We start from the raw sequence: 24,248 nt of genomic DNA on the forward strand, positions 1-24,248 counted from the left end.
CCGAACACGTCGACGGCCGCGGCCAGCTCACGCAGCAGTCGCAGCGTCTCGTCGGTGACGAGGTTCTTCGAGTAGTCGATGCGCAGATCGCCGACCTGCAGGGTGTGACCGGCCACGCGGTCGGGGTCGTCGGCGAACAGCTCCCTCAGCCGCACCTCGCCGAGCGCCTCGCGGTGTTCGGCCAGAGCGGTCCACTCGGGCGTCTGGTTCAGCCTGGTACGGCCGTCTGCGTTCATCTCGGACTTCAGCCCTTCCTCACCTGTCCGTGCTGCCTCGCACGCCTTTGCCCCGCCGCTCCCAACCTAGTTGATCAGGAGGTGGCACGAGCGGACGTGCCGTCGCCCGCGGGGCAACAAGAAGTACGTGCCGGAGGCGTCCGGGTGTCAGCGCGGCGACGGCGTGTGCGAGGAGCAGAGGCCGCGGCGAACGGCAGAGGACAGCCCGCAAGGCCGTTGCGCGGGCGTGCGGAGGAGGGCGGGCACGACCCGCGCGTGAGACAGGTCCGGCCGGGAGCCCTCGGGCGCCCGGCCGGTCTACATCACTAGATCTCGCCCCGCAGTTTGGCGAGCGCCTCGGCGAGGATCGCCTCGCCGTCCGCGTCGCTGCGCCGCTCCCGCACATAGGCGAGGTGCGTCTTGTAGGGCTCGGTGCGCGGCGGGTCCGGGGGGTTGTCCCGGTCCTGCCCGGCGGGAAACCCGCAGCGCGGGCAGTCCCAGGTCTCGGGCACCTGCGCGTCGCTGGCGAAGCTGGGCACCGTCTCGTGTCCGTTGGAGCACCAGAAGGAGATGCGCAGGCGGGGCGCGGACTCGCCCCGCTCGGCCTCGCCCATCGGCCCCGCCCCGACCCGGCTACCTCGGATCGCGTTGCCACTTGCCACGGTCGTAACTCCCTGCGTGATGGTGCCGCGAAGCGAGTCGGCGTTTCGCTTCGCTGCGAGCGCCTCAGTCTACGTAAGGCCCAACGCGCGTCCAGTGATTGGAGTTACAGCTCCCACACCTGGACGCAAGCCCCATGATAGGCCGCGCTCTGCTGCGCGTACCGAACATGGGGCCTTACGTACCGGAATGTGCGTGCCTGTGAGAAGCTGATCAGTTGTTCGTCTTCATCAGGATGCCGAGGACGATGATGGAGGCGAACCACAGCATCCCGACCACGACGGTGATGCGGTCGAGGTTGCGCTCGGCGACCGAGGAACCGCCGACGGAGGACTGCATGCCGCCGCCGAACATGTCGGAGAGGCCGCCGCCCTTCCCCTTGTGCATCAGCACCAGCAGCATCAGCAGCAGGCTGAAGATGATCAGGGCGATCGAGAACCCCAAAACCACGGCTGGACCAACTTCCTCGGATTCGGATAAGGACCGGAACGGACAACGGGGGCACAGCGCCGTCGTCCGTGCGGCTGCGCCGCGTGGCGTGCCGCATGGCGCTATGCCCCCGCAAGGGTACGACGGATCGCCGCTACCGCATACTCACAGCTCGGATCACTGGTCGCGGAAGCGGACGATCTTGACGAACTCGTCCGCGTCCAGCGAGGCGCCGCCGACCAGCGCGCCGTCGATGTCGGCCTGCGCCATGATCTCGGCGACGTTGCCGGACTTGACGGAGCCGCCGTACTGGATGCGCACCTGGTCGGCCAGTTCCTGGCTGTACAGCTCGGCGATCCTGGCGCGGATGGCGGCGCAGACCTCCTGCGCGTCCTCGGCGCCGCAGACCTTGCCGGTGCCGATGGCCCACACGGGCTCGTAGGCGATCACGACGGACTCGGCCTGCTCTGCGGGGAGATCCTTCAGACCGCCCTCGACCTGCGCGAGGGTGTGGGCGACGTGATGGCCCGCCTCACGGACGTCCAGCTCCTCGCCGACGCACAGGATCGGGGTCAGGCCGTGCTTGTAGGCGGCCTTGACCTTGGCGTTCACCAGCTCGTCGGTCTCGTCGTGGTACTGCCGGCGCTCGGAGTGGCCGACCGCGACGAACGTGCACTTCAGCTTGGCGAGCATCGCACCGGAGATCTCGCCGGTGTAGGCGCCGGAGTCCTGCGCCGAGATGTCCTGGGCGCCGTACTTGATCTTGAGCTTGTCGCCGTCGACCAGCGTCTGCACGGAGCGCAGGTCGGTGAAGGGCGGCAGGACGGCGACCTCGACGGCCTCGTAGTCCTTGTCGGCCAGGGCGAAGGCGAGCTTCTGGACGTGCGCGATGGCCTCGAGGTGGTTGAGGTTCATCTTCCAGTTGCCCGCCATCAGCGGCGTACGAGTGGTCATGCGGGGTCAGCCTTCCAGTGCGGCGAGGCCGGGGAGCGTCTTGCCCTCGAGGTATTCGAGGGAGGCGCCGCCTCCGGTCGAGATGTGGCCGAACGCGTTCTCGTCGAAGCCGAGCGTGCGCACGGCCGCGGCGGAGTCTCCGCCGCCGACGACGGTGAAACCGTCCGAGTCGACGAGGGCCTGGGCGACCGCCTTGGTGCCCTCGGCGAAGTCGGGGTGTTCGAAGACGCCCATCGGACCGTTCCAGAACACGGTCGCGGCGTCGGCGAGCTTGCCCGCGTACAGCTCACCGGTCTTCGGGCCGATGTCCAGGCCCAGCTGGCCCTCGGGCATCTTGTCCGCGTCGACGGCGGCGTGCTCGGCAGGCGTCTTCGCCTTCAGGTCCGGGAATCCGGGCGAGACCACGACGTCGACCGGGACGATCAGCTCGACGCCCTGCTTCTCGGCGCGTTCCAGGTACTCGGTGACGGCCGGGATCTGGTCCTCCTGCAGGAGGGAGGCGCCGACCTCGTGGCCCTGGGCCTTGAGGAAGGTGAAGGCCATGCCGCCGCCGATGAGGATGCGGTCGGCCTTGCCGAGCAGCTCGTCGATGACCGCGAGCTTGTCGGAGACCTTGGAGCCGCCGAGCGCCACGACGTACGGGCGTGCGACGTCCTCGGTGAGCTTCTTCAGGACGCCGACCTCGGTGGCGATCAGGTGGCCGGCGTAGTGCGGCAGCTTGCCCGGGAGGTCGTACACGGACGCGTGCTTGCGGTGCACCGCGCCGAAGCCGTCGCCCACGTACACGTCGGCGAGGGCGGCCAGCCGGTCGGCGAAGGCGGCGCGCTCGGCGTCGTCCTTCGAGGTCTCGCCGGCGTTGAAGCGCAGGTTCTCGAGGACCGCGACCCGGCCGTCGGCGAGGCCGGCGACGGTGGCCGTGGCGGAGTCGCCGACGGTGTCGGTCGCGAAGGCCACGTCGGCGCCGAGGAGTTCACCGAGGCGCGCGGCGGCGGGTGCGAGGGAGAAGGCGGGGTCCGGAGCGCCCTTGGGGCGGCCCAGATGGGAGGCGACGACCACGCGGGCGCCCGCCTCGGCCAGCGCCTTGACGGTGGGCAGCACGGCGCGGATACGGCCGTCGTCGGTGATGGTGGTGCCGGCCAGCGGCACGTTCAGGTCGGCGCGCACGAAGACGCGCTTGCCTGCGACGCCTTCGGCGAGAAGTTCGTCGATCGTCTTCATTGAGTGGGCTCCCGGGAGGGCTGGTGGTGCTCGTGATCCTAAGAGGGCTGGTCTGCACGTGAGTCAGGGCCCGGGCGGCGCGTCGTTGCGCCGCCCGAGCCCTGCTCTCACATCAACGTGCCTGCTCGGTGGATCAGAGCTGGTTGCCGACGAAGACCGTCAGGTCCACGAGGCGGTTGGAGTAGCCCCACTCGTTGTCGTACCAGCCGAGGATCTTCACCGAGTTGCCCTCCTGGACCATGGTCAGGGAGGAGTCGAAGGTGCAGGAGGCCGGGTCGCTGACGATGTCCGAGGAGACGATCGGGTCCTCGGTGTAGGCCAGGTAGCCCTTGAGGTCGCCGTCCTCGGAGGCCTTCTTGAACGCGGCGTTGACCTCGTCCTTGGTGACCTCGCGCTGGAGGGTCACGACCAGGTCGGTGGCCGAGCCGGTCGGGACCGGGACGCGCATCGCGATGCCGTCGAGCTTGCCCTTGAGCTGCGGCAGGACCAGGGCGGTGGCCTTGGCGGCGCCCGTCGTGGTCGGGATGATGTTCTCGGCGGCGGCGCGGGCGCGACGCAGGTCCGAGTGCGGGAAGTCCAGGATGCGCTGGTCGTTGGTGTACGCGTGGACCGTCGTCATCAGACCCTTGACGATGCCGAAGTTCTCGTCGAGGACCTTGGCCATCGGCGCCACACAGTTGGTGGTGCAGGAGGCGTTGGAGATGACGTGGTGGTTCGCCGGGTCGTACTTGTCCTGGTTGACGCCCATCACGATCGTGATGTCCTCGTCCTTGGCCGGAGCCGAGATGAGGACCTTCTTGGCGCCGCCCGCGATGTGCTTCTCGGCGTCGGCCTTCTTGGTGAAGATGCCGGTCGACTCGATCACGATGTCGACGCCGAGGTCGCCCCACGGGATGTCGGCGGGGTTGCGCTCGGACAGCACCTTGATCGTGTGGCCGTCCACGGTGATCGTGTCCGCCGTGTGCGACACCTCTGCCTTGAGACGGCCCAGGATGGTGTCGTACTTGAGCAGGTGAGCGGTGGTCGCGGTGTCACCCAGGTCGTTGACAGCCACGATCTCGATGTCAGCACCCTGCTCCAGCAGCGCGCGGAAGTAGTTACGACCGATGCGGCCAAAGCCGTTGATGCCTACGCGGATCGTCACGAACCGATCTCCTCGTTGGTACGCCGGCCACGAGGTGCCGGCGAGCTGTATTTGGGATGTCCCCGACCACCCACGACCCTACCTCTCCGGGGCCGCCGGAGTGACATCGAGTTCGCCCATACACGGCACGGCGGTCCGTACCCGCCAGTAGGGGTACGGACCGCACGGGCCGGACGGGCCCGATCACTCGATCCGGTTACGAACCGTCACGAATGGTTGACTTGGGCGTGTCATCGCGCAAGTGAGGCCAGGGCCTTTCCGATGAGCGCCTTGCGGTCGGCCGCGGCGGTGACGTGCTCCAGGCCGAAGCCGAGCAGCACGGTGTCGTCGGTGGTGACCGCTCCGTACGTCTGGAACAGGACTCCGGTGCGCGCCCAGTCCTTCAGGACGGCCGGGCTGCCGGCGGGCGGTCCGCCGACCTTCCAGGCGCCGAGCGACGTCTCGAAGCCCTCGGTGTCGACGGCGCCGCCGCCGACGACCAGCGAGGCGTCGTCCGCGAGGACGCCCCGGCCGCCGCTGCCCGGGTCGGTGACGTAGGCGAGGGAGACCTCGACGTTCTTGCCCGCGTAGGCGCTCAGGTCGAAGTTCACCTGCTGCCAGCCGCTGGACGCGCCGGTGAGGGCGTTCCAGGCGCCGGTGGACCCGGTCGCGGAGCACTCGTTCGTGCCGAGGGTGAGGTAGTGCTCGAGCCATGGGTGCTCACCCACGTAGAAGCCGGCCCCGCACTCCGCGGGCACCGCGGTGCGGGTGGCGCCGCCCGCCTCGGGAAGCGTGGTCCAGTCGTCGCCGCCGACCGTGTGGATCTCGACGATCGCGTTGTCGTAGCCGGGTTCGGTGTCCCACAGCAGCTGGGTGCGCAGCGTCGGCCTGCTCGCCGCGGCGACGCCGCTGAGGTCGATGGTGCGGGTGAGGCGCTTGTAGGCGTCGTCGGTGTGCACGGCCGCGGCCATGTACGAGCCCGCGTAGGGCCCGTAGGGGTTGACCGTGCCGGCGAACTGGCCCGCGCCCGCGCTCGCGAACTGCGGGTAGCCGGCCGCGGGCAGCTCGTCCGAGGTGACCGCGTAGGTGCCGGCCTTGTCGAGCGGGTTGCCGGTGGCCGGGCCGAGGGCCGCGCTCAGCGAGCCGAGTCCGCCGGATCCGGTGAACCCGGTGGCTCCGGGGGTCGAGGTGCGGGAGTACGCGCCCAGGTAGTACTGGCTGAAGTCGTTGGACGGGGTGCCGTCCGCGAGGGCGACGCTGCCGCCGGCCAGCTCGCCCGCCTCGATCAGCTTGCCCCCCTCGTTGAGGAAGGCGCGCAGCGCGAGCTGGGTCGGGTTGCCGGGAGTGCTCGCACCCGTGTAGTGGACGACCGTGCGGAAGTGGCTCAGCACGCCGAGCGGGTCGGGCGCGCCCTGGGCGGCGACGTCCCAGACGACCGCCTTGCGGCCGTTGGCCTTCAGCGCGTCCACATAGGTCTGCGCCTGCGTGGCGGTCGCACCCTCCTCGGCGACCACCAGCGTGTCGGCCTGGGGCCGCGCGGCGACCGTGTAGGTGAAGTGCCCGCTGGAGACCTTCTTGCCGTTCTCGGCCTTCCCGGTGAACCACACCTCGACCTTGTCGCCCGGCCTGCCGTCCTTCACCCTGGCCCGGTAGGCGTCGAAGTAGAGGTTGTCCTCGCCGCCGTAGGTCTCGCCGCCCTTCCAGTGCCTGAGCGCCTGGTCCCGGGTACGGCCGCCGTTGACGCGGTACTTCAGTTCCTTGTCGCGGATCGCCTTGCGCACCACGACGGAGACCTGCTGGTCGGCGCCGCGCGCGTACGACGTGGTGAACGACGCCGGGGTGAAGTCCGCGGCGGGCAGGCCGACCGAGGACTTCGGCCGGTCGGGGCGCGCGGCGGACTCCGCGACCGAGAGCGCGAACGGGACGTTCTTGGCGAACTCGGCCTGGATCAGCTTCTCGTCGTCAGGGAAGGTGAAGACCGACAGGCAGTCCCCGCTCTTCCACTGGTCGTCGGGGTCCACGTTCGAAGCGGTCTGACAGGTCGACATCTCGGGGGTGAACATGGCCATGCCGTTGACGTTCGACGCGTGGCCGTCCGCCTCCCCGTTGGTCGTGTACAGCTCCGAGGAGACCTGCGGGTGGTAGCCCGGGACGGCCGACTTCTCGGGCGTGCCGGCGAGCGCCCGGTAGGCGACGTCGTCCGGGGTGTCGGTGGCGACCTGCCAGCCGACCCCGTAGAGGAGGAGTTCCGCGGCGGAGTGGTAGTTGATGCCGTAGGTGAAGCCGATGCGCTTCTCGAAGGCGTCGAGCGCCCTGGTCTCGGGCTCCGATGCGGGCTTCGCGCCGCGGTAGGTCTCGCTGGTGGGGTTCGGCGACGAACCCTCGTTGTCATAGCCCCACTTGTAGGCGAAGTTGCGGTTGAGGTCGACGCCGTCGCCGGTGGAGATCGCGCCGTCGCCGTTGACGTCCCGCAGGTTCTTGCGCCACATGCGGTTGTCGGCGCTCTTGAAGGTGTAGTCGTAGCCGTCGGGGTTGGCCGACAGGACGAACCACAGCTCGTTGGAGTCGACGATCTTCCTGACGCGTTTGTCGGTCCGGTAGTTGTCCAGGTAGTAGTGCATCAGCCGCCGGGTCATCTCGGGGGTGATCCACTCGCGCGCGTGCTGGTTGGACATGTACAGCACCGAGGGCTTGGAGCCGTCGGCGGACTTCTTCGCGTCCCTGGTCAGTTTGAGGGCGAGGATGTCCTGGCCGTTCACGGTCTTGCCGAGGGAGACGACCTTGGTGAGGCCGGGGTTCTCCCGGCCGGTGCGCAGGATCTCCTCCCGCAGACCGCCGCTTCCGCTGTACGGACGGAACACGCCCTGGGCGGCGGCCTCCACGCGCTTCTCGGACGTGGCCGACATCGTGTGCTCGGCGAGCCGGACACCCTGCTTGCCGAGCTTCTTCGCCTGATCGTCGGTCAGGTAGACCTCGACGGTCGCGGTGCCCTTGGCGGGCACCTGCTCGCTGAGTTCGTGTCCGTCCTGGCCGGCCGCCAGCAGCAGGGGTACCTGCTGTCCGGTGACCTCGGCCCGGAACACCTTGACCTCGGCCGGATCGGGCTTCGGTGATGGTGCGGGCTGCGCCTGGGCGATGGGCGCGAGTGCCGCTCCGCCGAGCAGGAGTGCGCCGACAGCGAGGATCGATCTCGCTCTAGGTCTCATGAACCCCCCTAGCGTGAGTTCGCCACAGCAGCGAACTCTGCCAGGCTCATGACAGTTCATGATCCAGTCAAGAGCGCCTCATAGCCAGACAAAAGCCGGTGGAGTCGCCCGATCAGACGCCTCCACCGGCTTTGTGACGATCGATCAGCCCACCAGGTTGTCGGCGAGCTCCTCGCTCAGGTTGCACTCCGTGCCCGGGATGCCGAGGTCCGAGGCCCGCTTGTCGGCCATCGCCAGCAGCCGGCGGATCCGCCCGGCCACCGCGTCCTTCGTCAGCGGCGGGTCGGCGAGCGCGCCCAGCTCCTCCAGGGAGGCCTGCTTGTGGTCCATACGCAGCCGGCCGGCCGCCGCGAGGTGCTCGGGAACCTCGTCGCCGAGGATCTCCAGGGCGCGCTGGACGCGCGCGCCGGCAGCGACCGCGGCGCGGGCCGAGCGGCGCAGGTTGGCGTCGTCGAAGTTCGCCAGCCGGTTCGCGGTGGCGCGCACCTCGCGGCGCATCCGCCGCTCCTCCCAGGCCAGCACCGACTCGTGCGCGCCCAGCCGGGTGAGCAGGGCGCCAATCGCGTCGCCGTCGCGTACCACCACCCGGTCGACCCCGCGCACCTCCCGGGCCTTCGCCGCGATGGAGAGCCGGCGGGCCGCGCCGACCAGCGCGAGCGCGGCCTCGGGGCCCGGGCAGGTCACCTCAAGGGAGGACGAGCGGCCGGGCTCGGTGAGCGAGCCGTGCGCCAGGAAGGCGCCGCGCCAGGCCGCCTCGGCGTCACAGGTCGCGCCGGAGACCACCTGCGGGGGCAGACCCCGGATGGGGCGCCCGCGGCCGTCCACGAGCCCCGTCTGCCGGGCGAGCTGGTCACCGCCCGCGACCACCCGCACGACATAGCGCGAACCGCGCCGCAGGCCGCCGGGAGCCATCACGATCAGCTCCGAGCCGTGCCCGAAGATCTCCAGGATGTCCCGCTTGAGCCGACGGGCCGCCATCGCCGTGTCCAGCTCCGCCTCGATCACGATGCGCCCGCTCACCAGGTGGAGGCCGCCGGCGAACCGCAGGATGGCGGAGACCTCCGCCTTTCTGCAGCAGGTCCGGGTGACGGGGAGCCGGGAGATCTCGTCCTTCACCGCTGCCGTCATCGCCATGGGCCGATCCTTCCATGCATCCGAAAAATACGGTCGTACGCGGCGGCCAACAGCTCCGGGTCGTGCCTCGGGGTTCCGTCGGGCCGGGCCACCGGCGCCAGCTCGACCGCGGCTCCGAACCTCTGGGCGGCGTCGGCCAGCGAGTCGCGGTCGGGCACGGCTGCCTCGTCGGCCAGCACCACGTCCAGGGCGAGTTTAGGGGCGTGTCGTCCCAAAACCTCCAAATGACGCTGCGGGGAGAAGCCGTCGGTTTCCCCGGGTTGCGGAGCGAGGTTCAGGGAGAGCACCCGGCGCGCCTTCGTCTCCATGAGCGCGTCGAGCAGATCGGGCACCAGAAGATGCGGCATGACCGAGGAGAACCAGGAGCCGGGGCCCAGCACCACCCAGTCGGCGTCCAGGACCGCTTCGACGGCCTCCGGGACGGCCGGCGGGTCGTGCGGCACCAGATGCACGGACTGCACCTCGCCCGGCGTCAGCGCCACGGTCGCCTGTCCGCGGACCGTGTCGACGTCCTCGGGCCGCGCGGGATCGTGCCCCTTCACCAGCGCCTGGAGTTCCAGCGGCACGGCGGACATGGGCAGCACGCGGCCCTGTGCACCCAGCAGCCGGCCGACCAGGTCCAGGGCCTGGACGTGGTCGCCGAGCTGCTCCCACAGGGCGACGATCAGCAGGTTGCCCACCGCGTGGCCGTTGATCTCGCCCTGTGACTGGAAGCGGTGCTGGATGACCCGGGCCCACGTCTGGCCCCAGTCGTCGTCGCCGCACAGCGCGGCGAGCGCCTTGCGCAGATCGCCGGGCGGCAGGACGCCGAGTTCCTCGCGCAGACGGCCGCTGGAGCCGCCGTCGTCGGCCACCGTGACCACGCCGGTGAGGTCGCCGGTGATCCGCCGCAGTGCGGTGAGCGAGGCGGACAGGCCCATGCCGCCGCCGAGGGCGACCACCTTGGGCTGGGCGCCGCGGCGGCGCGGTTTGCCGCCGCGGGCGTCGGCCGGCCGGCCCGTGCGCCCCTCCGGGGCCGCCTTGCGCAGCCGGCCGAGCCGTGGAGAACGTCCCGTCATTCCCGTCCCATGTCCCGGTGTACGACCACCGTCTCCACGCCCTCGGCCGCGAGGCGCGCGGCGAGCTTCTCCGACATGGCCACCGAGCGGTGCTTGCCGCCCGTGCAGCCGACCGCGATGGTCACATAGCGCTTGCCCTCCCGGCGGTAGCCCGCGGCGACCAGCTGGAGGAGCTCCGCGTACCGGTCCAGGAACTCCTTGGCGCCGGGCTGGTTGAGGACGTACGCCGAGACCTCCTCGTTGAGCCCGGTGAAGGGGCGCAGCTCCGGAACCCAGTGCGGGTTGGGCAGGAAGCGCATGTCCACGACCAGGTCGGCGTCGACCGGCAGGCCGTACTTGAAGCCGAAGGACATGACGGTGGCCCGCAACTCGGGCTCCTCCTCGCCGGCGAACTGGGCGTCCATCTTGGCGCGCAGTTCGTGCACGTTGAGGCTGGAGGTGTCGATGACCAGGTCGGCGTCGCCGCGCAGCTCGCGCAGCAGCTCACGCTCGGCGGCGATGCCGTCGACGATGCGGCCGTCCCCCTGCAGGGGGTGCGGGCGCCGCACCCCCTCGAAACGGCGCACCAGGGCGTCGTCGGAGGACTCGAGGAACACGATCCGCCGGGTGACGCCCTTGGTCTCGAGGTCGGCGAGCGACTCGCGGAGGTTGTCGAAGAAGCGCCGGCCGCGGACGTCGACGACGACCGCGATCCGCGCCACGTTGCCCTGGGAACGGGCGCCCAGCTCCACCATCGTCGGGATCAGGGCGGGCGGCAGGTTGTCGACGACGAACCAGCCGAGGTCCTCCAGACACTTGGCCGCGGTCGAACGGCCGGCCCCGGACATGCCGGAGATGATCACCAGCTCGGGGATGGCCGCCTCGGGGATCCCGGGCGGCGAGACGTCGGTACTCACCTGTGCTCCGTCTTCATGGCGTGCTTCCTGCTGCGGGCTGTCGGGGGCCGCGGGGCGCCGGGCGGGATCCCCGTCGGGATCCCCGCCCTGCCCTGGGGCGGCTGTCGGCACAGTAGTGGGCGACTGATCCCGCCGGTCCGTGGGGTCTGCGTCGTGCTCGGTCATGTCTCCTGCCCCCGTCGTTCTTCCGGGGCGCCCGCGGTGACGGGGTCTCCGGGGGAATCCGGCGTGGCGCCGGGTTCCTCTTCCTCAATGATCTCTCCGGTGGCCGTGTTCACGGCGGGGGCGGGCGGCGCCGCCCGGGCGAAGGCCGCGGCGATGGTCTCGGCCGTCTTGCGGCCTATACCCGGGACCTCGCAGATCTCCTGGATCGTGGCGGCCCGCAACTTCTTCACCGAGCCGAAGTGCTTGATCAGCGCCTGCTTGCGGGTCTCCCCGAGGCCCGGCACCTCGTCTAGCGGCCCGGAGCGGAAGCGCTTGGCGCGCTTGGCGCGCTGGTAGGTGATCGCGAAGCGGTGGGCCTCGTCCCGCACGCGCTGGAGCAGGTAGAGGCCCTCGCTGCTGCGGGGCAGGACGACCGGGTCGTCGTCGCCCGGCAGCCAGACCTCCTCCAGGCGCTTGGCGAGGCCGCAGACGGCGATGTCGTCGATGCCCAGCTCGTCCAGGGCCCGCCGGGCGGCCGCCACCTGCGGCTGACCGCCGTCGACGACGACGAGCTGGGGCGGGTAGGCGAATCGCCTCGGCCGGCCGTCCTCGTCCTTGAGGCTGCTGGTCAGGGGTGCTTCGGCGGCATCGGTGAGGAGCTCCCCCGCGTCGTACCCGGGGGCGCCCGCGGCGGCGGGCGTCCCTGGTGCTGCGGGCGTCTGCGGGTCGGCGGGGCTGCCGGCGGTGTCGGTCCACTCGCCCGTCCGCTCCTTCTCGACGAGGTAGCGCCGGAAGCGGCGGGTGATCACCTCGTGCATGGAGCGGACGTCGTCCTGGCCCTCGAAGCCCTTGATCTGGAAGCGGCGGTACTCGCTCTTGCGCTGCAGGCCGTCCTCGAAGACGACCATGGAGGCCACCACGTCGTCGCCCTGGAGGTGGGAGATGTCGTAGCACTCGATCCGCAGCGGGGCGCTGTCCAGGTCGAGGGCCTCGGCGATCTCCTCCAGCGCACGCGAGCGCGTGGTCAGGTCCGAGGCGCGCCTGGTCTTGTGCAGCACGAGCGCCTGCTGCGCGTTGCGCTCGACGGTCTCCATCAGGGCCTTCTTGTCGCCCCGCTGCGGGATGCGCAGCGACACGTTCGACCCGCGGCGCCCGGTGAGCCACTCCTGGACCGGTTCCACGGGCTCGGGCAGGGCGGGGACCAGGACCTCCTTGGGGACGGAGTCGCCGCGCTCCTCGCCGTACAGCTGCTGCAGGGCGTGCTCGACGAGGGCGCCGGTCGTGACGTCCTCGACCTTGTCGGTCACCCAGCCGCGCTGGCCGCGCACCCGCCCGCCGCGGACGTGGAAGATCTGGACGGCCGCCTCCAGCTCGTCCTCGGCGACGGCGATCAGGTCGGCGTCGGTCGCGTCCGCCAGCACGACCGCGTTCTTCTCCATGGCCTTCTTCAGGGCCTCGATGTCGTCGCGCAGGCGGGCGGCCCGCTCGTACTCCATCTCCTCGGCCGCCTCCGTCATCTGCTTCTCCAGCCGGCGGAGGTAGGTGCCGGTACGGCCGGTCATGAAGTCGCAGAACTCGTCGGCCAGTTCCCAGTGGTCGTCGGCGCCGATGCGGCCCACGCAGGGCGCGGAGCACTTGCCGATGTAGCCGAGCAGGCAGGGCCGGCCCGTGCGCGAGGCGTTCTTGAAGACGCCCGCGGAGCAGGTGCGCACGGGGAACACCCGCAGCAGCAGGTCGACCGTGTCCCGGATCGCCCACGCGTGCGCGTACGGCCCGAAGTACCTGACGCCCTTCTTCTTGTGGCCGCGCATCACCTGCACGCGCGGGTACTCCTCGTTCATCGTGACCGCGAGATACGGGTAGCTCTTGTCGTCGCGGTACTTGACGTTGAACCGGGGGTCGTACTCCTTGATCCAGGAGTACTCCAGCTGCAGTGCCTCGACCTCCGTGGACACCACCGTCCACTCCACCGAGGCGGCCGTGGTGACCATCGAGCGGGTCCGCGGGTGCAGGCCCGCCAGATCCTGGAAGTAGTTCGCCAGGCGCTGGCGCAGGCTCTTCGCCTTTCCGACGTAGATCACCCGGCGGTGCTCGTCGCGGAACCGGTACACCCCGGGAGAGTCCGGGATCTGTCCCGGCTTGGGGCGGTAGCTGGAGGGATCGGCCATGTCTCACACCCTACTGGCGCGGGGTGACACTCCGACGGGGCTGTGGACAACGGCCGGGGCGGCTGCCCGGGCCCGTGCACGCGCGGGCCCGGCGGCGGCGGGGTCAAGGGCGTCGACTCGGCCAAACGCACATGCCACTCGGGCATCAGGTGTTGTCGGGACTTGGTCAACACGCTTCAATGCGGGGGAACTCGGGGCCTGAACGCCGACTTACGGATGTGAAGACGCTCCGCGCGGCCGGCAGCCCCGGCCCCTCGCACGAACGGTCCGACCAGCCGTCGTGAGCTTTCACAGAAAGGCCCCTTGCATGCCGCACGCCCCACAGCACGCGGACGCCGCCGGCCGGGCCCCCGCCGCGGAACTGGACACGGCCCTGCAGGGCGGCCCCTTCCATGTGGCGCTGCGGGCCGCGATCGCCGCCCGCGGACTGCCGCTGCAGCGCGTCCAGCATCATCTGTCGCGTTACGGGGTCAGGGTGGGCGTGACGAGCCTCAGCTACTGGCAGCAGGGCGCCCGGCGGCCGCAGCGCCCCGAGTCGCTGCGCGCCGTGCGGGCGCTGGAGGAGATCCTGCAGCTGCCGGACGAGTCCCTGATCCGGCTGCTGGCGGAGTCCGACGACGAAAACGGGCCCACGTCGGCGAAAGCGTCCGCGGGCCGCTCCTACCGTTCGCTGCTGCAGGCCTCCGGGGCGCTCGAACAGCTGCTCACCGAACTGGAGTGCTCCATGGACGGCGGGCTGCACACGCTCGGCCACCATGAGCGGGTGCGCATCGGGGCACGCCGCGAGCTCTCCAGCCGGGAGTCGCAGCACATCGTGCGCGCCCACCGCGACGGCGTCGACCGTTTCGTCGCCGTCCACCACGGCGACCCGGGCTGCTCACCGGAGCGGATGACCGTGCACGCGCTGGAGAACTGCCGGGCCGGCCGCGTCCGCCGCCACCACGACACCGGCGTGCTGGCGGCGGAGTTCCTGTTCGACACCCGGCTGCGGGCCGGCGACACGTTCCTCTTCCGCTACGGCGTCGAGGACGGCACGGCCGACGTGTGCCGCGAGTACGTGCGCGGCTTCGGGGCCGCCGGCGGCCAGTACGCCCTGCAGATCCGCTTCACGGAGAACGCGCTTCCGGTGCGCTGCCACCGCTTCACCCAGCACTCGGCGGCGGCGCCGCGCGGCGGCCGCCAGGAACTGCCGCTCAGCGGCCGGCACCGCTCGGTGCACCTGGTGGAGCCGCGGGTGCGGTCGGGGATGGTGGGCATCGGCTGGGACTGGGACTGAACGGGTCCGGGGCGACTCTGCGCCGGGCCGAGCGGGTGAGCGCGGCGACGGCGAGGTCGGTCGGCGCCGGCGCCGGCGCCGGCCGGTCGGCGGCCCGCGGCCTCTCGGCGGCCGTGCGGGCCTGAACCTTGCGCGGACCGCGCCGTCGGGCGGCGCACGGCCGAGGGACGCGACGGCGCCCCGCGGGATCCCCCCGCGGGGCGCCGTCCTTCGCCCTTGCACGCGGCGGGGCCGGGCCCCGCACGCGCCGCGTGCCCGCGTCAGGCCTTGCGGGCCCGGGTCGTCTTCTTCGCGGGGGTCGCCTTCGTCGTGGCCGACTTGGCGGCAGCGGACTTCGCCGCCGTCTTCGAGGCGGTCGTGGCGGTGGCGGCCGTCTTGCGCGCCGTCGCCCCGGCCGCGACCGTCTTCTTCGCCGCGGTCCTGCGCGGGGCCTTGACCGGGGCCCCGTCGCTGATCCGGTCGGCGCCGAGGATCTCGCGCAGGAACTTCCCGGTGTGGCTGGTCGGCACCGCGGCGACCTCCTCCGGCGTGCCTTCGGCGATGACGAGTCCGCCGCCCGCGCCGCCCTCCGGGCCCATGTCGACGACCCAGTCCGCGGTCTTGATGACATCGAGGTTGTGCTCGATGACGATGACCGTGTTGCCCTTCTCGACCAGACCCGAGAGCACCTTCAGCAGCTTGCTGATGTCCTCGAAGTGCAGGCCCGTGGTCGGCTCGTCCAGGACGTAGACCGTGCGGCCGGTGGAGCGCTTCTGCAGCTCGCTGGCGAGCTTCACGCGCTGCGCCTCGCCGCCCGACAGGGTGGTCGCGGCCTGACCGAGCCGGACGTAGCCGAGGCCGACGTCCTTCAGGGTGTTGAGGTGGCGGGCGATCGCGGGAACGGCCTCGAAGAACTCCGTCGCCTCCTCGATCGGCATGTTCAGGACCTCGGCGATGGACTTGCCCTTGTAGTGGACCTCCAGGGTCTCCCGGTTGTACCGGGCGCCGTGGCAGACCTCGCACGGGACGTACACGTCCGGGAGGAAGTTCATCTCGATCTTGATCGTGCCGTCGCCGGCGCAGTTCTCGCAGCGGCCGCCCTTGACGTTGAAGGAGAAGCGGCCGGGCAGGTAGCCGCGGACCTTCGCCTCCGTCGTCTCCGCGAAGAGCTTGCGGACGTGGTCGAAGACGCCGGTGTAGGTGGCCGGGTTGGAACGCGGGGTGCGGCCGATGGGCGACTGGTCGACGTGCACGACCTTGTCGACGAGGTCGTCGCCGTCCACGCGGGTGTGCCGTCCCGGGACGCTTCTCGCGCCGTTCAGCTCGCGGGCCAGATGCGTGTACAGGATGTCGTTGACCAGCGTGGACTTGCCGGAGCCCGAGACGCCGGTGACCGCGGTGAACAGGCCCAGCGGGAAGGACACGTCGATGTCCTGCAGGTTGTTCTCACGGGCGCCGTGGACGGTGAGCCGGCGCGAGGGGTCCTGCGGGCGCCGGACGTCCGGCAGCGGGATCGCCTTCCTGCCGGACAGGTACTGCCCCGTCTGCGACTCCGTGTTGGCCAGCAGCTCCTTCAGGGAGCCGCTGTGGACGACCTTCCCGCCGTGCTCGCCGGCGCCGGGGCCGATGTCGACGATCCAGTCGGCGACCTTGATGGTGTCCTCGTCGTGCTCGACGACGATGAGCGTGTTGCCCATGTCCCGCAGCCGGACCAGGGTCTCGATCAGCCGGTGGTTGTCACGCTGGTGCAGACCGATGGACGGCTCGTCGAGGACGTACAGGACGCCGACGAGGCCGGAGCCGATCTGGGTGGCCAGCCGGATGCGCTGGGCCTCGCCGCCCGAGAGCGTGCCGGCCGCGCGGTTGAGCGAGAGGTAGTCCAGGCCGACGTCGACGAGGAACCGCAGCCGCTCGTTGACCTCCTTGAGGACCCGTTCGGCGATCTTCTTGTCGCGGGCGTCGAGCTTCAGCTCGCCCAGGAACTCGGCGCAGTCGCTGATGGACATCCCGGAGACCTCGGCGATGGACTTGCCCATCACCGTGACCGCGAGGACGAGCGGCTTCAGCCGGGTGCCCTGGCAGGTGGGGCAGGGCACCTCGCGCATGTAGCCCTCGAAGCGCTCCCGGCTGGCGTCGCTCTCGGCCTCGCCGTGCCGGCGCTTGACGAACGGGACGGCGCCCTCGAAGGGCGTGGTGTACACCCGCTCCCGGCCGTACCGGTTGCGGTAACGGACCTCGATCTGCGTCTTGTGGCCGTGCAGCAGGGCCTTCCGGGCCCGCTGGGGCAGACCCGCGAAGGGGATGTCGGTGCGGAAGCCGAGCGCGTCGGCGAGGGCGCCGATCAGACGGCCGAAGTAGTCCTTCGTGTGACCGTGCGACCAGGGGTGGATGGCTCCCTCGTCGAGGGACTTGTCCTCGTCCGGGACGATCAGCTCGGGGTCGACCTCCATGCGCGTGCCGATGCCGGAGCACTCGGGACAGGCGCCGAAGGGCGAGTTGAAGGAGAAGGAGCGCGGCTCGAGCTCCTCGAAGGACAGGTCGTCGTACGGGCAGTACAGGTGCTCCGAGTACATGCGCTCGCGCTCGGGGTCGTCCGCTGCGAGGTCGACGAAGTCGAGCACCACCATCCCGCCGGAGAGCCCGAGGGCGGTCTCGACGGAGTCGGTGAGGCGGCGCTTGGCGGTCCCCTTCACCGTGAGGCGGTCGATGACCACCTCGATGGTGTGCTTCTCCTGCTTCTTCAGCGTGGGCGGGCTGGAGAGCTGGACCGTCTCGCCGTCCACGCGCGCGCGGCTGTAGCCCTTGGTCTGGAGATCGGCGAAGAGGTCGACGAACTCGCCCTTGCGCTCGCGCACCAGCGGCGAGAGCACCTGGAAGCGGCTGCCCTCCGGCAGCTCCAGCACCTTGTCGACGATGGCCTGCGGCGACTGGCGGGTGATCGGCCGGGAGCACTCGGGACAGTGCGGCTTGCCGATCCGCGCGAAGAGCAGCCGCAGGTAGTCGTAGACCTCGGTGATCGTGCCCACGGTGGAGCGCGGGTTGCGCGAGGTCGACTTCTGGTCGATCGAGACGGCCGGGGAGAGGCCCTCGATGAAGTCGACGTCCGGCTTGTCCATCTGCCCGAGGAACTGCCGGGCGTAGGACGAGAGGGACTCGACGTAGCGCCGCTGGCCCTCGGCGAAGATGGTGTCGAAGGCCAGCGAGGACTTGCCCGACCCCGACAGGCCCGTGAAGACGATGAGCGAGTCGCGTGGCAGGTCGAGCGAGACATTCTTGAGGTTGTGCTCGCGCGCGCCACGGACGATGAGACGGTCGGCCACGCCGGTCCGCACCTTTCTTGAGAGAAGTGACAGGGGCGGGGCCCCCGTCTTCCTCAGACTAGGGGGAGCCACTGACAACGCCGGTCGGGATTCAGCCGGGGTTCACCGGTTCACAACAATCCCCGGCCTTCCAGCATGCCCGACGCCGCCACCGACCATATAGCACGTGCATTCGATTAGCGGTCTCGACCGACCTCCTTCACCCGAACGAGTGGCGAGGCTAGGGTCAGCACCATGATTGATCACGCTCATGACCTGGAGTCCGTACACGCCGCGACCGAGCGACTGCTCCTCGCGGTCGCCGGATGGGACGACGCATCGGTCGCCGAGCCGTCACGGCTGCCCGGCTGGAGCCGCGGACACGTCCTCGCCCACCTCGCCCGCAACGCCGACGCCCTGGTGAACGTCCTCGAGGGCCGGCCCATGTACGCCGACGCACAGGTGCGCGACGCCGACATCGAACGGGACGCCCCGCGCCCCCTGAAGGTCCAGCTCGCGGACGTCCGGGAGAGCGCGGCCCGCTTCCAGGCGGCCGGCGCCGCGCCCGGGGACTGGTCGCGCACGGTGGAGCTGCGCAACGGCGTCGTCGACTCGGCGGCCCGCGTGCCCTTCCGGCGGTGGGTGGAGGTCGAGCTGCACGCCGTGGACCTCGGCATGGGCTACGAGCTCGAGGACCTGCCGGCGGAGTTCACCGAGCGGGAGACCGGATTCCTCGCCGAGCGGTTCACCGGCCGTCCCGACGTGCCGCCGACCCGCCTCACGGACGGCACGCGCGTATGGCTCACCGGCCGCAAGGCCGACGAGCCCGAGGTGACCGTCACCGGTACGCCCGCGGACCTCCTCGGCTGGCTCGCCGGACGCCGTGACGGAGCCGGGCTGACCGCCGAGGGCGGGCCGCTCCCGGCCCTTCCGCCGCTATAGGCTGCGGCCATGACGTACAGCGGACAGGTGACGGTCGGCGGCCCGGCGGACGTGCACGAGCTCAAGGACCTGATGATCACGAAGATCGCGGTCGGCCCGATGAACAACAACGCCTACCTGCTGCGCTGCCGGGCCACCGACGAGCAACTGCTGATCGACGCGGCGAACGACGCGCAGACACTGCTCGGCACCATCGGCGACGACGGCATCGCGTCCGTCGTCACCACCCATCAGCACGGCGACCACTGGCAGGCGCTCGCCGAGGTCGTCGAGGCCACGCGGGCGCGCACCTTCGCCGGCCGCGAGGACGCCGACGGCATCCCGGTGCCGACCGACGTCCCGGTCGTCGACGGGGACGTCATCCGGGTGGGGAACGTGGAGCTGACGGCACGCCATCTGGTCGGGCACACGCCGGGCTCGATCGCCCTGGTCTACGACGACCCGCACGGCCACCCCCACGTCTTCACCGGCGACTGCCTGTTCCCGGGCGGCGTGGGCAACACCCGTAAGGACCCGGAGGCCTTCGCCCGTCTGATCCACGACGTCGAGACGAAGATCTTCGACGTGCTGCCGGACGAGACCTGGGTCTACCCGGGACACGGTGACGACACGACGCTCGGCGCCGAGCGGCCCCATCTTCCGGAGTGGCACGCGCGCGGGTGGTGACCCCTCCCCGCACGGGGCGCGCGGCTCTGAACGCGCGCCCCGTGTGAATCGCGTGCACGCGCCGGCGCTTCACGCGCGCTCCCCCCATGCGTGGTTGCGCGGTCAACTGGTTGCAGCCCCGCGCGGGATGACGGCTCCGGCGCGGATGGGCCGCCGGTCCACGTTCCCCGCCCTCGACCGGCGGCCCGGGCGAACCCCCGCACCGGGTCGGGAGGGCGCCGCCCGCCCGCGCCTCGCACAGCGGTGTCCGTCCTGGTTCACAAGAACGCAACACCCGTTCCCACCATGCGGACAGAATCCGGCGTGACCTCGACAAACCAGGGTTTTCGCTGCCACTCTCCGGCCATGCACCTCGCCCCCCGTGTCCTGCGCCGCACCGTCGCCGGCGCCACCGTGGCCCTCCTCGCCACCGCCGTCGGCTGCGCCCCGCAACCGGAGGAGAAAGCGGCCCCCTCCGCCTCCGGTTCGCGCGCGAGCGCCTGCGCCAAGGGCGAACTGGCCACCGAGACCCCCGGCAAGCTGACGATCGCGACCGACGAGCCCGCCTACGAACCGTGGTTCAAGGACGGCAAGCCGGCCGACGGCCAGGGCTTCGAGTCGGCGGTGGCCTACGCCGTGGCCGGACAGCTCGGTTACGGCAAGAACGCCGTGGTCTGGCAGAGCGTGCCGTTCAACAAGGCCTTCGCACCGGGTGAGAAGACGTTCGACTTCGACATCAACCAGGTGTCGATCAGCGACGAGCGCAAGAAGGCCGTGGACTTCTCGTCCGGCTACTACGACGTGCGCCAGGCCGTCGTCGCGCTGAAGGGCTCGAAGGCCGCCCAGGTGACGAGCGTCGCCGGTCTCCGGGGCCTTAAGCTGGGCGCGCAGGTCGGCACCACGAGCCTGGACTACATCGACGACGTGGTGAAGCCGACCCGGCAGGCGGCCGTGTACGCGAAGAACGACCAGGCCAAGTCCGCACTGAAGAACGGCCAGGTCGACGCCATCGTGGTCGATCTGCCGACCGCCTTCTACATCACCGCCGCCGAGGTGACCGACGCGAAGATCGTCGGCCAGTTCGAGAACCGGGGCGGCGCACCGGAGCAGTTCGGGCTGGTCCTCGACAAGGGCAGCGCGCTCACCGCGTGCGTGACCGGCGCCGTGGACGCCCTGCGCAAGGACGGCACACTGGCGCGGATCGAGCAGCAGTGGCTCTCCGACGCCGTCGACGCCCCGGTGCTCAAGTGACGCTCACCAAGGACGACTCCGGCCGGGAAGGGACGGACGACCCGAGCGGCATGCCCGGGCGCGGCGCGACCGCGGACGACGCCTACGTCCCGTCGCCGCGCCGGCGGGAACGCGAGCGCTACCGGCGCACACGGGCACGTCGCGCGACGGCTCTCGCCGCGTTCTCCACCCTCGTCACGGCCGTGGTCCTGTACCTGGTGGTGGTCGGTGCGCCGGGCTGGCCGCGCACCAGGGAGACCTTCTTCAACGGGCAGTACGCGCGCGAGGCGTTCCCCAGGGTCCTCGACGGGCTGTGGCTGAACGTCCGGCTGCTGCTGGTCTGCGGGGCGGCCGTGCTGGTGCTCGGCATGCTCATCGCCGTCGCCCGCACCCTGCGCGGTCCCGTGTTCTTCCCGCTGCGGGCGCTGGCGGCGGCGTACACGGACTTCTTCCGCGGTCTGCCGCTGATCATCAACCTGATGATCGTGGTGCTGGGCGTCCCCGCACTGCGGCTTCAGGGCGTCACCGTCGACCCCGTGCTGCTGGGCGGCACGGCCTTGACGCTGACGTACTCGGCATACGTCGCCGAGGTGTTCCGGGCCGGCATCGAGTCCGTGCACCCCTCGCAGCGGGCGGCGGCCCGCTCACTGGGGCTGAGCAACCGGCAGGCGCTGCGCCACGTGGTGCTCCCCCAGGCCGTGCGCCGTCAGGTGCCTCCGCTGCTGAACGACCTGGTGTCGCTGCAGAAGGACACCGGCCTCGTGTCGATCGGCGGCGCGATCGACGCCGTCCGTGCGGCGGACATCATCGTGGGCCGCAGCCTCAACTACACGCCGTACATCGTCGCGGGGCTGGTCTTCGTGGCCCTGACCATTCCGATGACCCGCTTCACGGACTGGGTGACGGCCCGGATGGACCGTCAGCGGGCCCAGGGAGGAACGACATGAGCGACGCACCCGCCGCCCCCGTCGACGCACCCGTGCTGCGGATGGAGTCCGTCCGCAAGACCTTCGGCGGGAACGTCGTCCTGCGGGACGTCGACCTGGAGGTCGCCCCGCACACGGTGACCGCGCTGATCGGCGCCTCCGGCTCCGGCAAGTCCACACTGCTGCGCTGCGCCAACCTGCTGGAGGACGTCGACGACGGGGCGATCTGGCTGGACGGCGAGGAGATCACCGACCCGCGCGTCGACCAGGACGCGGTGCGGCGCCGTATCGGCGTGGTCTTCCAGGCGTACAACCTCTTCCCGCACATGACGGTCCTGGAGAACATCACGCTCGCCCCGCGCCGTGTGCACGGCGTGGCCCGCAAGGAGGCCGAGGAGCACGCCGGGGAGCTTCTGGAGCGGCTCGGGCTGGCCGGCAGGGCGGGCGAGTACCCCGACCGGCTCAGCGGCGGCCAGCAGCAGCGGGTCGCGATCGTGCGCGCCCTCGCGGTACGCCCCCGGCTGCTGCTGCTCGACGAGATCACCGCGGCCCTCGACCCGGAGCTGGTGGGCGAGGTCCTGAACGTCGTCCGCGACCTGAAGGGCGACGGCATGACCATGGTGCTGGCCACGCACGAGATGGGCTTCGCCCGCGAGGTCGCCGACCAGGTCTGCTTCCTGGAGGGCGGTGTCGTCCTGGAGCGCGGCGCCCCCGAGGAGGTCTTCGGCGCCCCGCGGCAGGAGCGTACGCAGCGCTTCCTTCGGCGCATCGTGGAGGCGGGCCGGCTCTGACGCGGGCGGCTCTCCCCGGGCTCCCCGGGAAGTGGCGGCTCCGGGCGGCAGACCGGTCCCGAGGGGGCCCGGGAGCCGGGCGGACCGGGAGCCCGGCGGCCCGGCGCGCGGTAACGGGCGTAAGGGGCGTACGCCTGGCGGCCGGTCCTTACGCGGGCGGGTGTCCGGCCCCGCTGCCGCCCTCGCCTTCGCCCCCACCGTCCTCCCTGCCGTCGTCGCTGCCGGTCGTCCCGACGCGTGCGTCCCTGCGTCTACGTGTCCGCCTTGCCCGGGCCCGCCAGCGCCGCGACCCGCTCCACGCCGAACACGTACCCCTGGACCCCGCAGCCCGCGATGACGCCGTCCGCACGCAGCGAGACGTAGGAGTGGTGCCGGAACGACTCACGCCGGTGGATGTTGGAGATGTGGACCTCCAGCACCGGCATACCGTCGCAGGTGTTGAGCGCGTCGAGGATCGCGACCGACGTGTGCGAGTACGCGCCCGGGTTGATCACGACGCCGCAGTGGTTAAGCCGCGCCTCGTGGATCCAGTCGACCAGCTCGCCCTCGTGGTTGGACTGACGGAAGTCCACCGCGCCGCCGTGCCGCGCCGCCGCCTCGGCGCACATCGCCTCGACGTCGGCCAGGGTGTCGGACCCGTAGATCTCCGGCTGGCGCTGCCCCAGAAGGTTCAGGTTGGGGCCGTTGAGGATCATGATCGGGGCTTGGGCCAGGCTGCGGGGCACGGTTCCTCCGGTCCGTCGGGGCGGCCGTCCGAGGCCGCGCTCGACCCCGGTCTATCACGGTGAAAGATCAGCACGAGAAGCCGTACGCTCCGGGCATGCCCATCCCCGCCTATCCTCCCAAGCCGTCCCCGGGAGACCGCATAGCCGTCCTCTCGCCCTCGAGCGGCCTGCCCGCGCTCTACCCCCGCCCCTACGAACTGGGCCTGACCCGGCTGCGCGAGGACTTCGGCCTGGAGCCGGTCGAGTACCCGACCACGCGCACGATGGGGGCGACCGCGCAGGCACGCGCCGACGACATCCACGCCGCGTTCGCCGACCCGGACATCACCGCCGTGATCGCGACGATCGGCGGGGACGACCAGATCACCGTGCTGCCCCATCTGGACCGGGAGTTGATCGGGGCTCACCCCAAGCCGTTCTTCGGGATGAGCGACAACACCAACCTTCTGGCGTTCCTGTACAACACCGGTGTCGTCGGCTACCACGGCACGAGCGTGATGGTCGAGTTCGGGCGGCCCGGAGCCATGCACCCGCAGACGGCCGACTCCCTGCGGGCCGCGCTGTTCACCTCGGGCCCCTACGAGCTGCGGCCCGCCGAGCGGTGGGGCGACGTCAACGGCGACTGGGCCGACCCCGCGACCTTCGCGGCCGAGCCGCAGACCCCGAAGAAGGGCGGCTGGATCTGGCGGGGCCCCGACCGCGTGGTGGAGGGCCGCAGTTGGGGCGGCTGCCTGGAGATCCTGTCCGGGCTGCTGATGGCCGACCGCGAGGTCTCCCCCGACCCGTCGGCCTACGACGGCGGCGTGCTGATCCTCGAGACCTCGGAAGAGCTGCCGAGCGCCACGGACGTCTACCGGGTGCTGCGCAGCATGGGCGAGCGCGACCTGCTGCGGCGCTTCCCGGCACTGCTCATGGGCCGCGCCAGGACGTGGTCCTTCGAGCATCCCAACTCGCCCGAGGCGGGAGCCCGGTACGCCGCCGAACAGCGTGCGGCGGTGGAGCGCGCCCTAACCGCCTACGCCCCCGACACTCTTGCGGTCTTCGACGTCGACTTCGGCCACACCGACCCCCAGCTCGTCATCCCCTACGGCGGCACGGTCCGCGTGGACGGTCCGGCACGGCGCATCACGGTCACCTACTGAGCCGACGGGGCACCGGGCCGTGATCCCGTGCGCCCCGTAACCGGTGGTCGCCGTGGCGGGTTGACGCGGCATGCACGACGCACCCACC

General features: G+C 71.1%; 19 protein-coding genes and 1 pseudogene. 7 read left to right on the forward strand and 13 right to left on the reverse strand.

Features of this window, described 5'->3' with window-relative positions; genetic code table 11:
• The 11 genes and pseudogenes from ACH4ZA_RS37280 to uvrC form a co-directional block, all read right to left on the reverse strand.
• Positions 1-236 (reverse strand): annotated as a pseudogene (locus tag ACH4ZA_RS37280) (glucose-6-phosphate isomerase); the annotation flags it as partial.
• Positions 237-541: 305 nt separating this feature from the next.
• Positions 542-877 carry an RNA polymerase-binding protein RbpA gene (locus ACH4ZA_RS37285; protein ID WP_078615979.1) on the reverse strand — a complete coding sequence of 112 codons (336 nt, stop codon included), beginning with the start codon at positions 875-877 and terminating at the stop codon, positions 542-544.
• A gap of 211 nt (positions 878-1,088) precedes the next feature.
• Positions 1,089-1,325: a preprotein translocase subunit SecG gene (secG, locus tag ACH4ZA_RS37290; RefSeq protein WP_319276546.1), complete on the reverse strand. Its 237-nt coding sequence runs from the start codon at positions 1,323-1,325 to the stop codon at positions 1,089-1,091.
• 156 nt (positions 1,326-1,481) lie between these two features.
• Positions 1,482-2,258 carry a triose-phosphate isomerase gene (gene tpiA / locus ACH4ZA_RS37295; RefSeq protein ID WP_319276548.1) on the reverse strand — a complete coding sequence of 259 codons (777 nt, stop codon included), beginning with the start codon at positions 2,256-2,258 and terminating at the stop codon, positions 1,482-1,484.
• Between the two features lie 6 nt (positions 2,259-2,264).
• Positions 2,265-3,476 (reverse strand): phosphoglycerate kinase, encoded by a 1,212-nt coding sequence (locus ACH4ZA_RS37300; protein ID WP_319276550.1) that lies wholly within the window; start codon positions 3,474-3,476, stop codon positions 2,265-2,267.
• A gap of 133 nt (positions 3,477-3,609) precedes the next feature.
• Positions 3,610-4,620, reverse strand: coding sequence for a type I glyceraldehyde-3-phosphate dehydrogenase (gene gap / locus ACH4ZA_RS37305; RefSeq protein WP_319276551.1), 1,011 nt, complete (start codon positions 4,618-4,620; stop codon positions 3,610-3,612).
• Positions 4,621-4,850: 230 nt separating this feature from the next.
• Positions 4,851-7,805, reverse strand: a complete 2,955-nt coding sequence (locus ACH4ZA_RS37310; protein ID WP_319276552.1) for a M14 family zinc carboxypeptidase — start codon at positions 7,803-7,805, stop codon at positions 4,851-4,853.
• Positions 7,806-7,949: 144 nt separating this feature from the next.
• On the reverse strand, positions 7,950-8,939 hold the full coding sequence (whiA, locus tag ACH4ZA_RS37315) for a DNA-binding protein WhiA (protein ID WP_057580302.1): 990 nt from the start codon (positions 8,937-8,939) through the stop codon (positions 7,950-7,952).
• Positions 8,930-9,997 (reverse strand): uridine diphosphate-N-acetylglucosamine-binding protein YvcK, encoded by a 1,068-nt coding sequence (gene yvcK, locus ACH4ZA_RS37320; protein WP_319276553.1) that lies wholly within the window; start codon positions 9,995-9,997, stop codon positions 8,930-8,932. The genes whiA and yvcK overlap by 10 nt, the downstream gene beginning before the upstream one ends.
• Positions 9,994-11,058 (reverse strand): RNase adapter RapZ, encoded by a 1,065-nt coding sequence (rapZ, locus tag ACH4ZA_RS37325; protein ID WP_319276554.1) that lies wholly within the window; start codon positions 11,056-11,058, stop codon positions 9,994-9,996. Before rapZ ends, yvcK begins: the two co-directional genes overlap by 4 nt.
• A complete protein-coding gene (gene uvrC, locus ACH4ZA_RS37330; protein ID WP_319276555.1) occupies positions 11,055-13,205 on the reverse strand; it encodes an excinuclease ABC subunit UvrC in 2,151 nt (716 codons plus the stop codon). The genes rapZ and uvrC overlap by 4 nt, the downstream gene beginning before the upstream one ends.
• 307 nt (positions 13,206-13,512) lie before the next feature.
• Here uvrC and ACH4ZA_RS37335 point away from each other — a divergent pair, with 307 nt between their 5' ends.
• The gene (locus tag ACH4ZA_RS37335; protein WP_398433526.1) at positions 13,513-14,481 is read left to right on the forward strand and encodes a hypothetical protein; all 969 of its coding nucleotides are present in this window, start codon (positions 13,513-13,515) and stop codon (positions 14,479-14,481) included.
• Between the two features lie 260 nt (positions 14,482-14,741).
• On the opposite strand, the gene uvrA is transcribed toward ACH4ZA_RS37335, so the two are convergent.
• On the reverse strand, positions 14,742-17,780 hold the full coding sequence (gene uvrA / locus ACH4ZA_RS37340) for an excinuclease ABC subunit UvrA (protein WP_319276558.1): 3,039 nt from the start codon (positions 17,778-17,780) through the stop codon (positions 14,742-14,744).
• 234 nt (positions 17,781-18,014) lie between these two features.
• Between uvrA and ACH4ZA_RS37345 the strand changes: the two genes are divergently transcribed.
• The 5 genes from ACH4ZA_RS37345 to ACH4ZA_RS37365 all read left to right on the forward strand — a co-directional run bounded on the left by ACH4ZA_RS37345 (position 18,015) and on the right by ACH4ZA_RS37365 (position 22,293).
• The gene (locus ACH4ZA_RS37345) at positions 18,015-18,701 is read left to right on the forward strand and encodes a maleylpyruvate isomerase family mycothiol-dependent enzyme (protein WP_319276560.1); all 687 of its coding nucleotides are present in this window, start codon (positions 18,015-18,017) and stop codon (positions 18,699-18,701) included.
• A gap of 9 nt (positions 18,702-18,710) precedes the next feature.
• The gene (locus ACH4ZA_RS37350; RefSeq protein ID WP_319276561.1) at positions 18,711-19,367 is read left to right on the forward strand and encodes an MBL fold metallo-hydrolase; all 657 of its coding nucleotides are present in this window, start codon (positions 18,711-18,713) and stop codon (positions 19,365-19,367) included.
• Positions 19,368-19,712: 345 nt separating this feature from the next.
• Positions 19,713-20,597, forward strand: a complete 885-nt coding sequence (locus ACH4ZA_RS37355) for an ABC transporter substrate-binding protein (RefSeq protein WP_319276562.1) — start codon at positions 19,713-19,715, stop codon at positions 20,595-20,597.
• Positions 20,594-21,523, forward strand: coding sequence for an amino acid ABC transporter permease (locus ACH4ZA_RS37360; RefSeq protein ID WP_398433527.1), 930 nt, complete (start codon positions 20,594-20,596; stop codon positions 21,521-21,523). Before ACH4ZA_RS37355 ends, ACH4ZA_RS37360 begins: the two co-directional genes overlap by 4 nt.
• Entirely contained in the window at positions 21,520-22,293 is a 774-nt protein-coding gene (locus ACH4ZA_RS37365) for an amino acid ABC transporter ATP-binding protein (RefSeq protein ID WP_319276564.1), read from the forward strand. The genes ACH4ZA_RS37360 and ACH4ZA_RS37365 overlap by 4 nt, the downstream gene beginning before the upstream one ends.
• A gap of 251 nt (positions 22,294-22,544) precedes the next feature.
• On the opposite strand, the gene aroQ is transcribed toward ACH4ZA_RS37365, so the two are convergent.
• Positions 22,545-23,018: a type II 3-dehydroquinate dehydratase gene (gene aroQ, locus ACH4ZA_RS37370; protein ID WP_319276565.1), complete on the reverse strand. Its 474-nt coding sequence runs from the start codon at positions 23,016-23,018 to the stop codon at positions 22,545-22,547.
• A gap of 95 nt (positions 23,019-23,113) precedes the next feature.
• Here aroQ and ACH4ZA_RS37375 point away from each other — a divergent pair, with 95 nt between their 5' ends.
• On the forward strand, positions 23,114-24,160 hold the full coding sequence (locus ACH4ZA_RS37375; protein WP_398433528.1) for a S66 peptidase family protein: 1,047 nt from the start codon (positions 23,114-23,116) through the stop codon (positions 24,158-24,160).
• Positions 24,161-24,248 lie beyond the last annotated feature (88 nt).

Origin of the sequence: Streptomyces sp. NPDC020597 (assembly GCF_044335095.1) — a bacterium.
Taxonomy (GTDB): Bacteria; Actinomycetota; Actinomycetes; order Streptomycetales; family Streptomycetaceae; genus Streptomyces.

Excerpts from the sequence above, each read along its gene's own strand:
- ACH4ZA_RS37375 (WP_398433528.1), top strand. The coding sequence starts at position 23,114 with ATGCCCATCCCCGCCTATCCTCCCAAGCCGTCCCCGGGAGACCGCATA.
- yvcK (WP_319276553.1), bottom strand. The coding sequence starts at position 9,997 with ATGACGGGACGTTCTCCACGGCTCGGCCGGCTGCGCAAGGCGGCCCCG.
- ACH4ZA_RS37310 (WP_319276552.1), bottom strand. The coding sequence starts at position 7,805 with ATGAGACCTAGAGCGAGATCGATCCTCGCTGTCGGCGCACTCCTGCTC.
- ACH4ZA_RS37335 (WP_398433526.1), top strand. The coding sequence starts at position 13,513 with ATGCCGCACGCCCCACAGCACGCGGACGCCGCCGGCCGGGCCCCCGCC.
- whiA (WP_057580302.1), bottom strand. The coding sequence starts at position 8,939 with ATGGCGATGACGGCAGCGGTGAAGGACGAGATCTCCCGGCTCCCCGTC.
- rapZ (WP_319276554.1), bottom strand. The coding sequence starts at position 11,058 with ATGACCGAGCACGACGCAGACCCCACGGACCGGCGGGATCAGTCGCCC.
- ACH4ZA_RS37300 (WP_319276550.1), bottom strand. The coding sequence starts at position 3,476 with ATGAAGACGATCGACGAACTTCTCGCCGAAGGCGTCGCAGGCAAGCGC.
- ACH4ZA_RS37365 (WP_319276564.1), top strand. The coding sequence starts at position 21,520 with ATGAGCGACGCACCCGCCGCCCCCGTCGACGCACCCGTGCTGCGGATG.
- ACH4ZA_RS37345 (WP_319276560.1), top strand. The coding sequence starts at position 18,015 with ATGATTGATCACGCTCATGACCTGGAGTCCGTACACGCCGCGACCGAG.
- ACH4ZA_RS37355 (WP_319276562.1), top strand. The coding sequence starts at position 19,713 with ATGCACCTCGCCCCCCGTGTCCTGCGCCGCACCGTCGCCGGCGCCACC.
- ACH4ZA_RS37350 (WP_319276561.1), top strand. The coding sequence starts at position 18,711 with ATGACGTACAGCGGACAGGTGACGGTCGGCGGCCCGGCGGACGTGCAC.
- uvrC (WP_319276555.1), bottom strand. The coding sequence starts at position 13,205 with ATGGCCGATCCCTCCAGCTACCGCCCCAAGCCGGGACAGATCCCGGAC.
- tpiA (WP_319276548.1), bottom strand. The coding sequence starts at position 2,258 with ATGACCACTCGTACGCCGCTGATGGCGGGCAACTGGAAGATGAACCTC.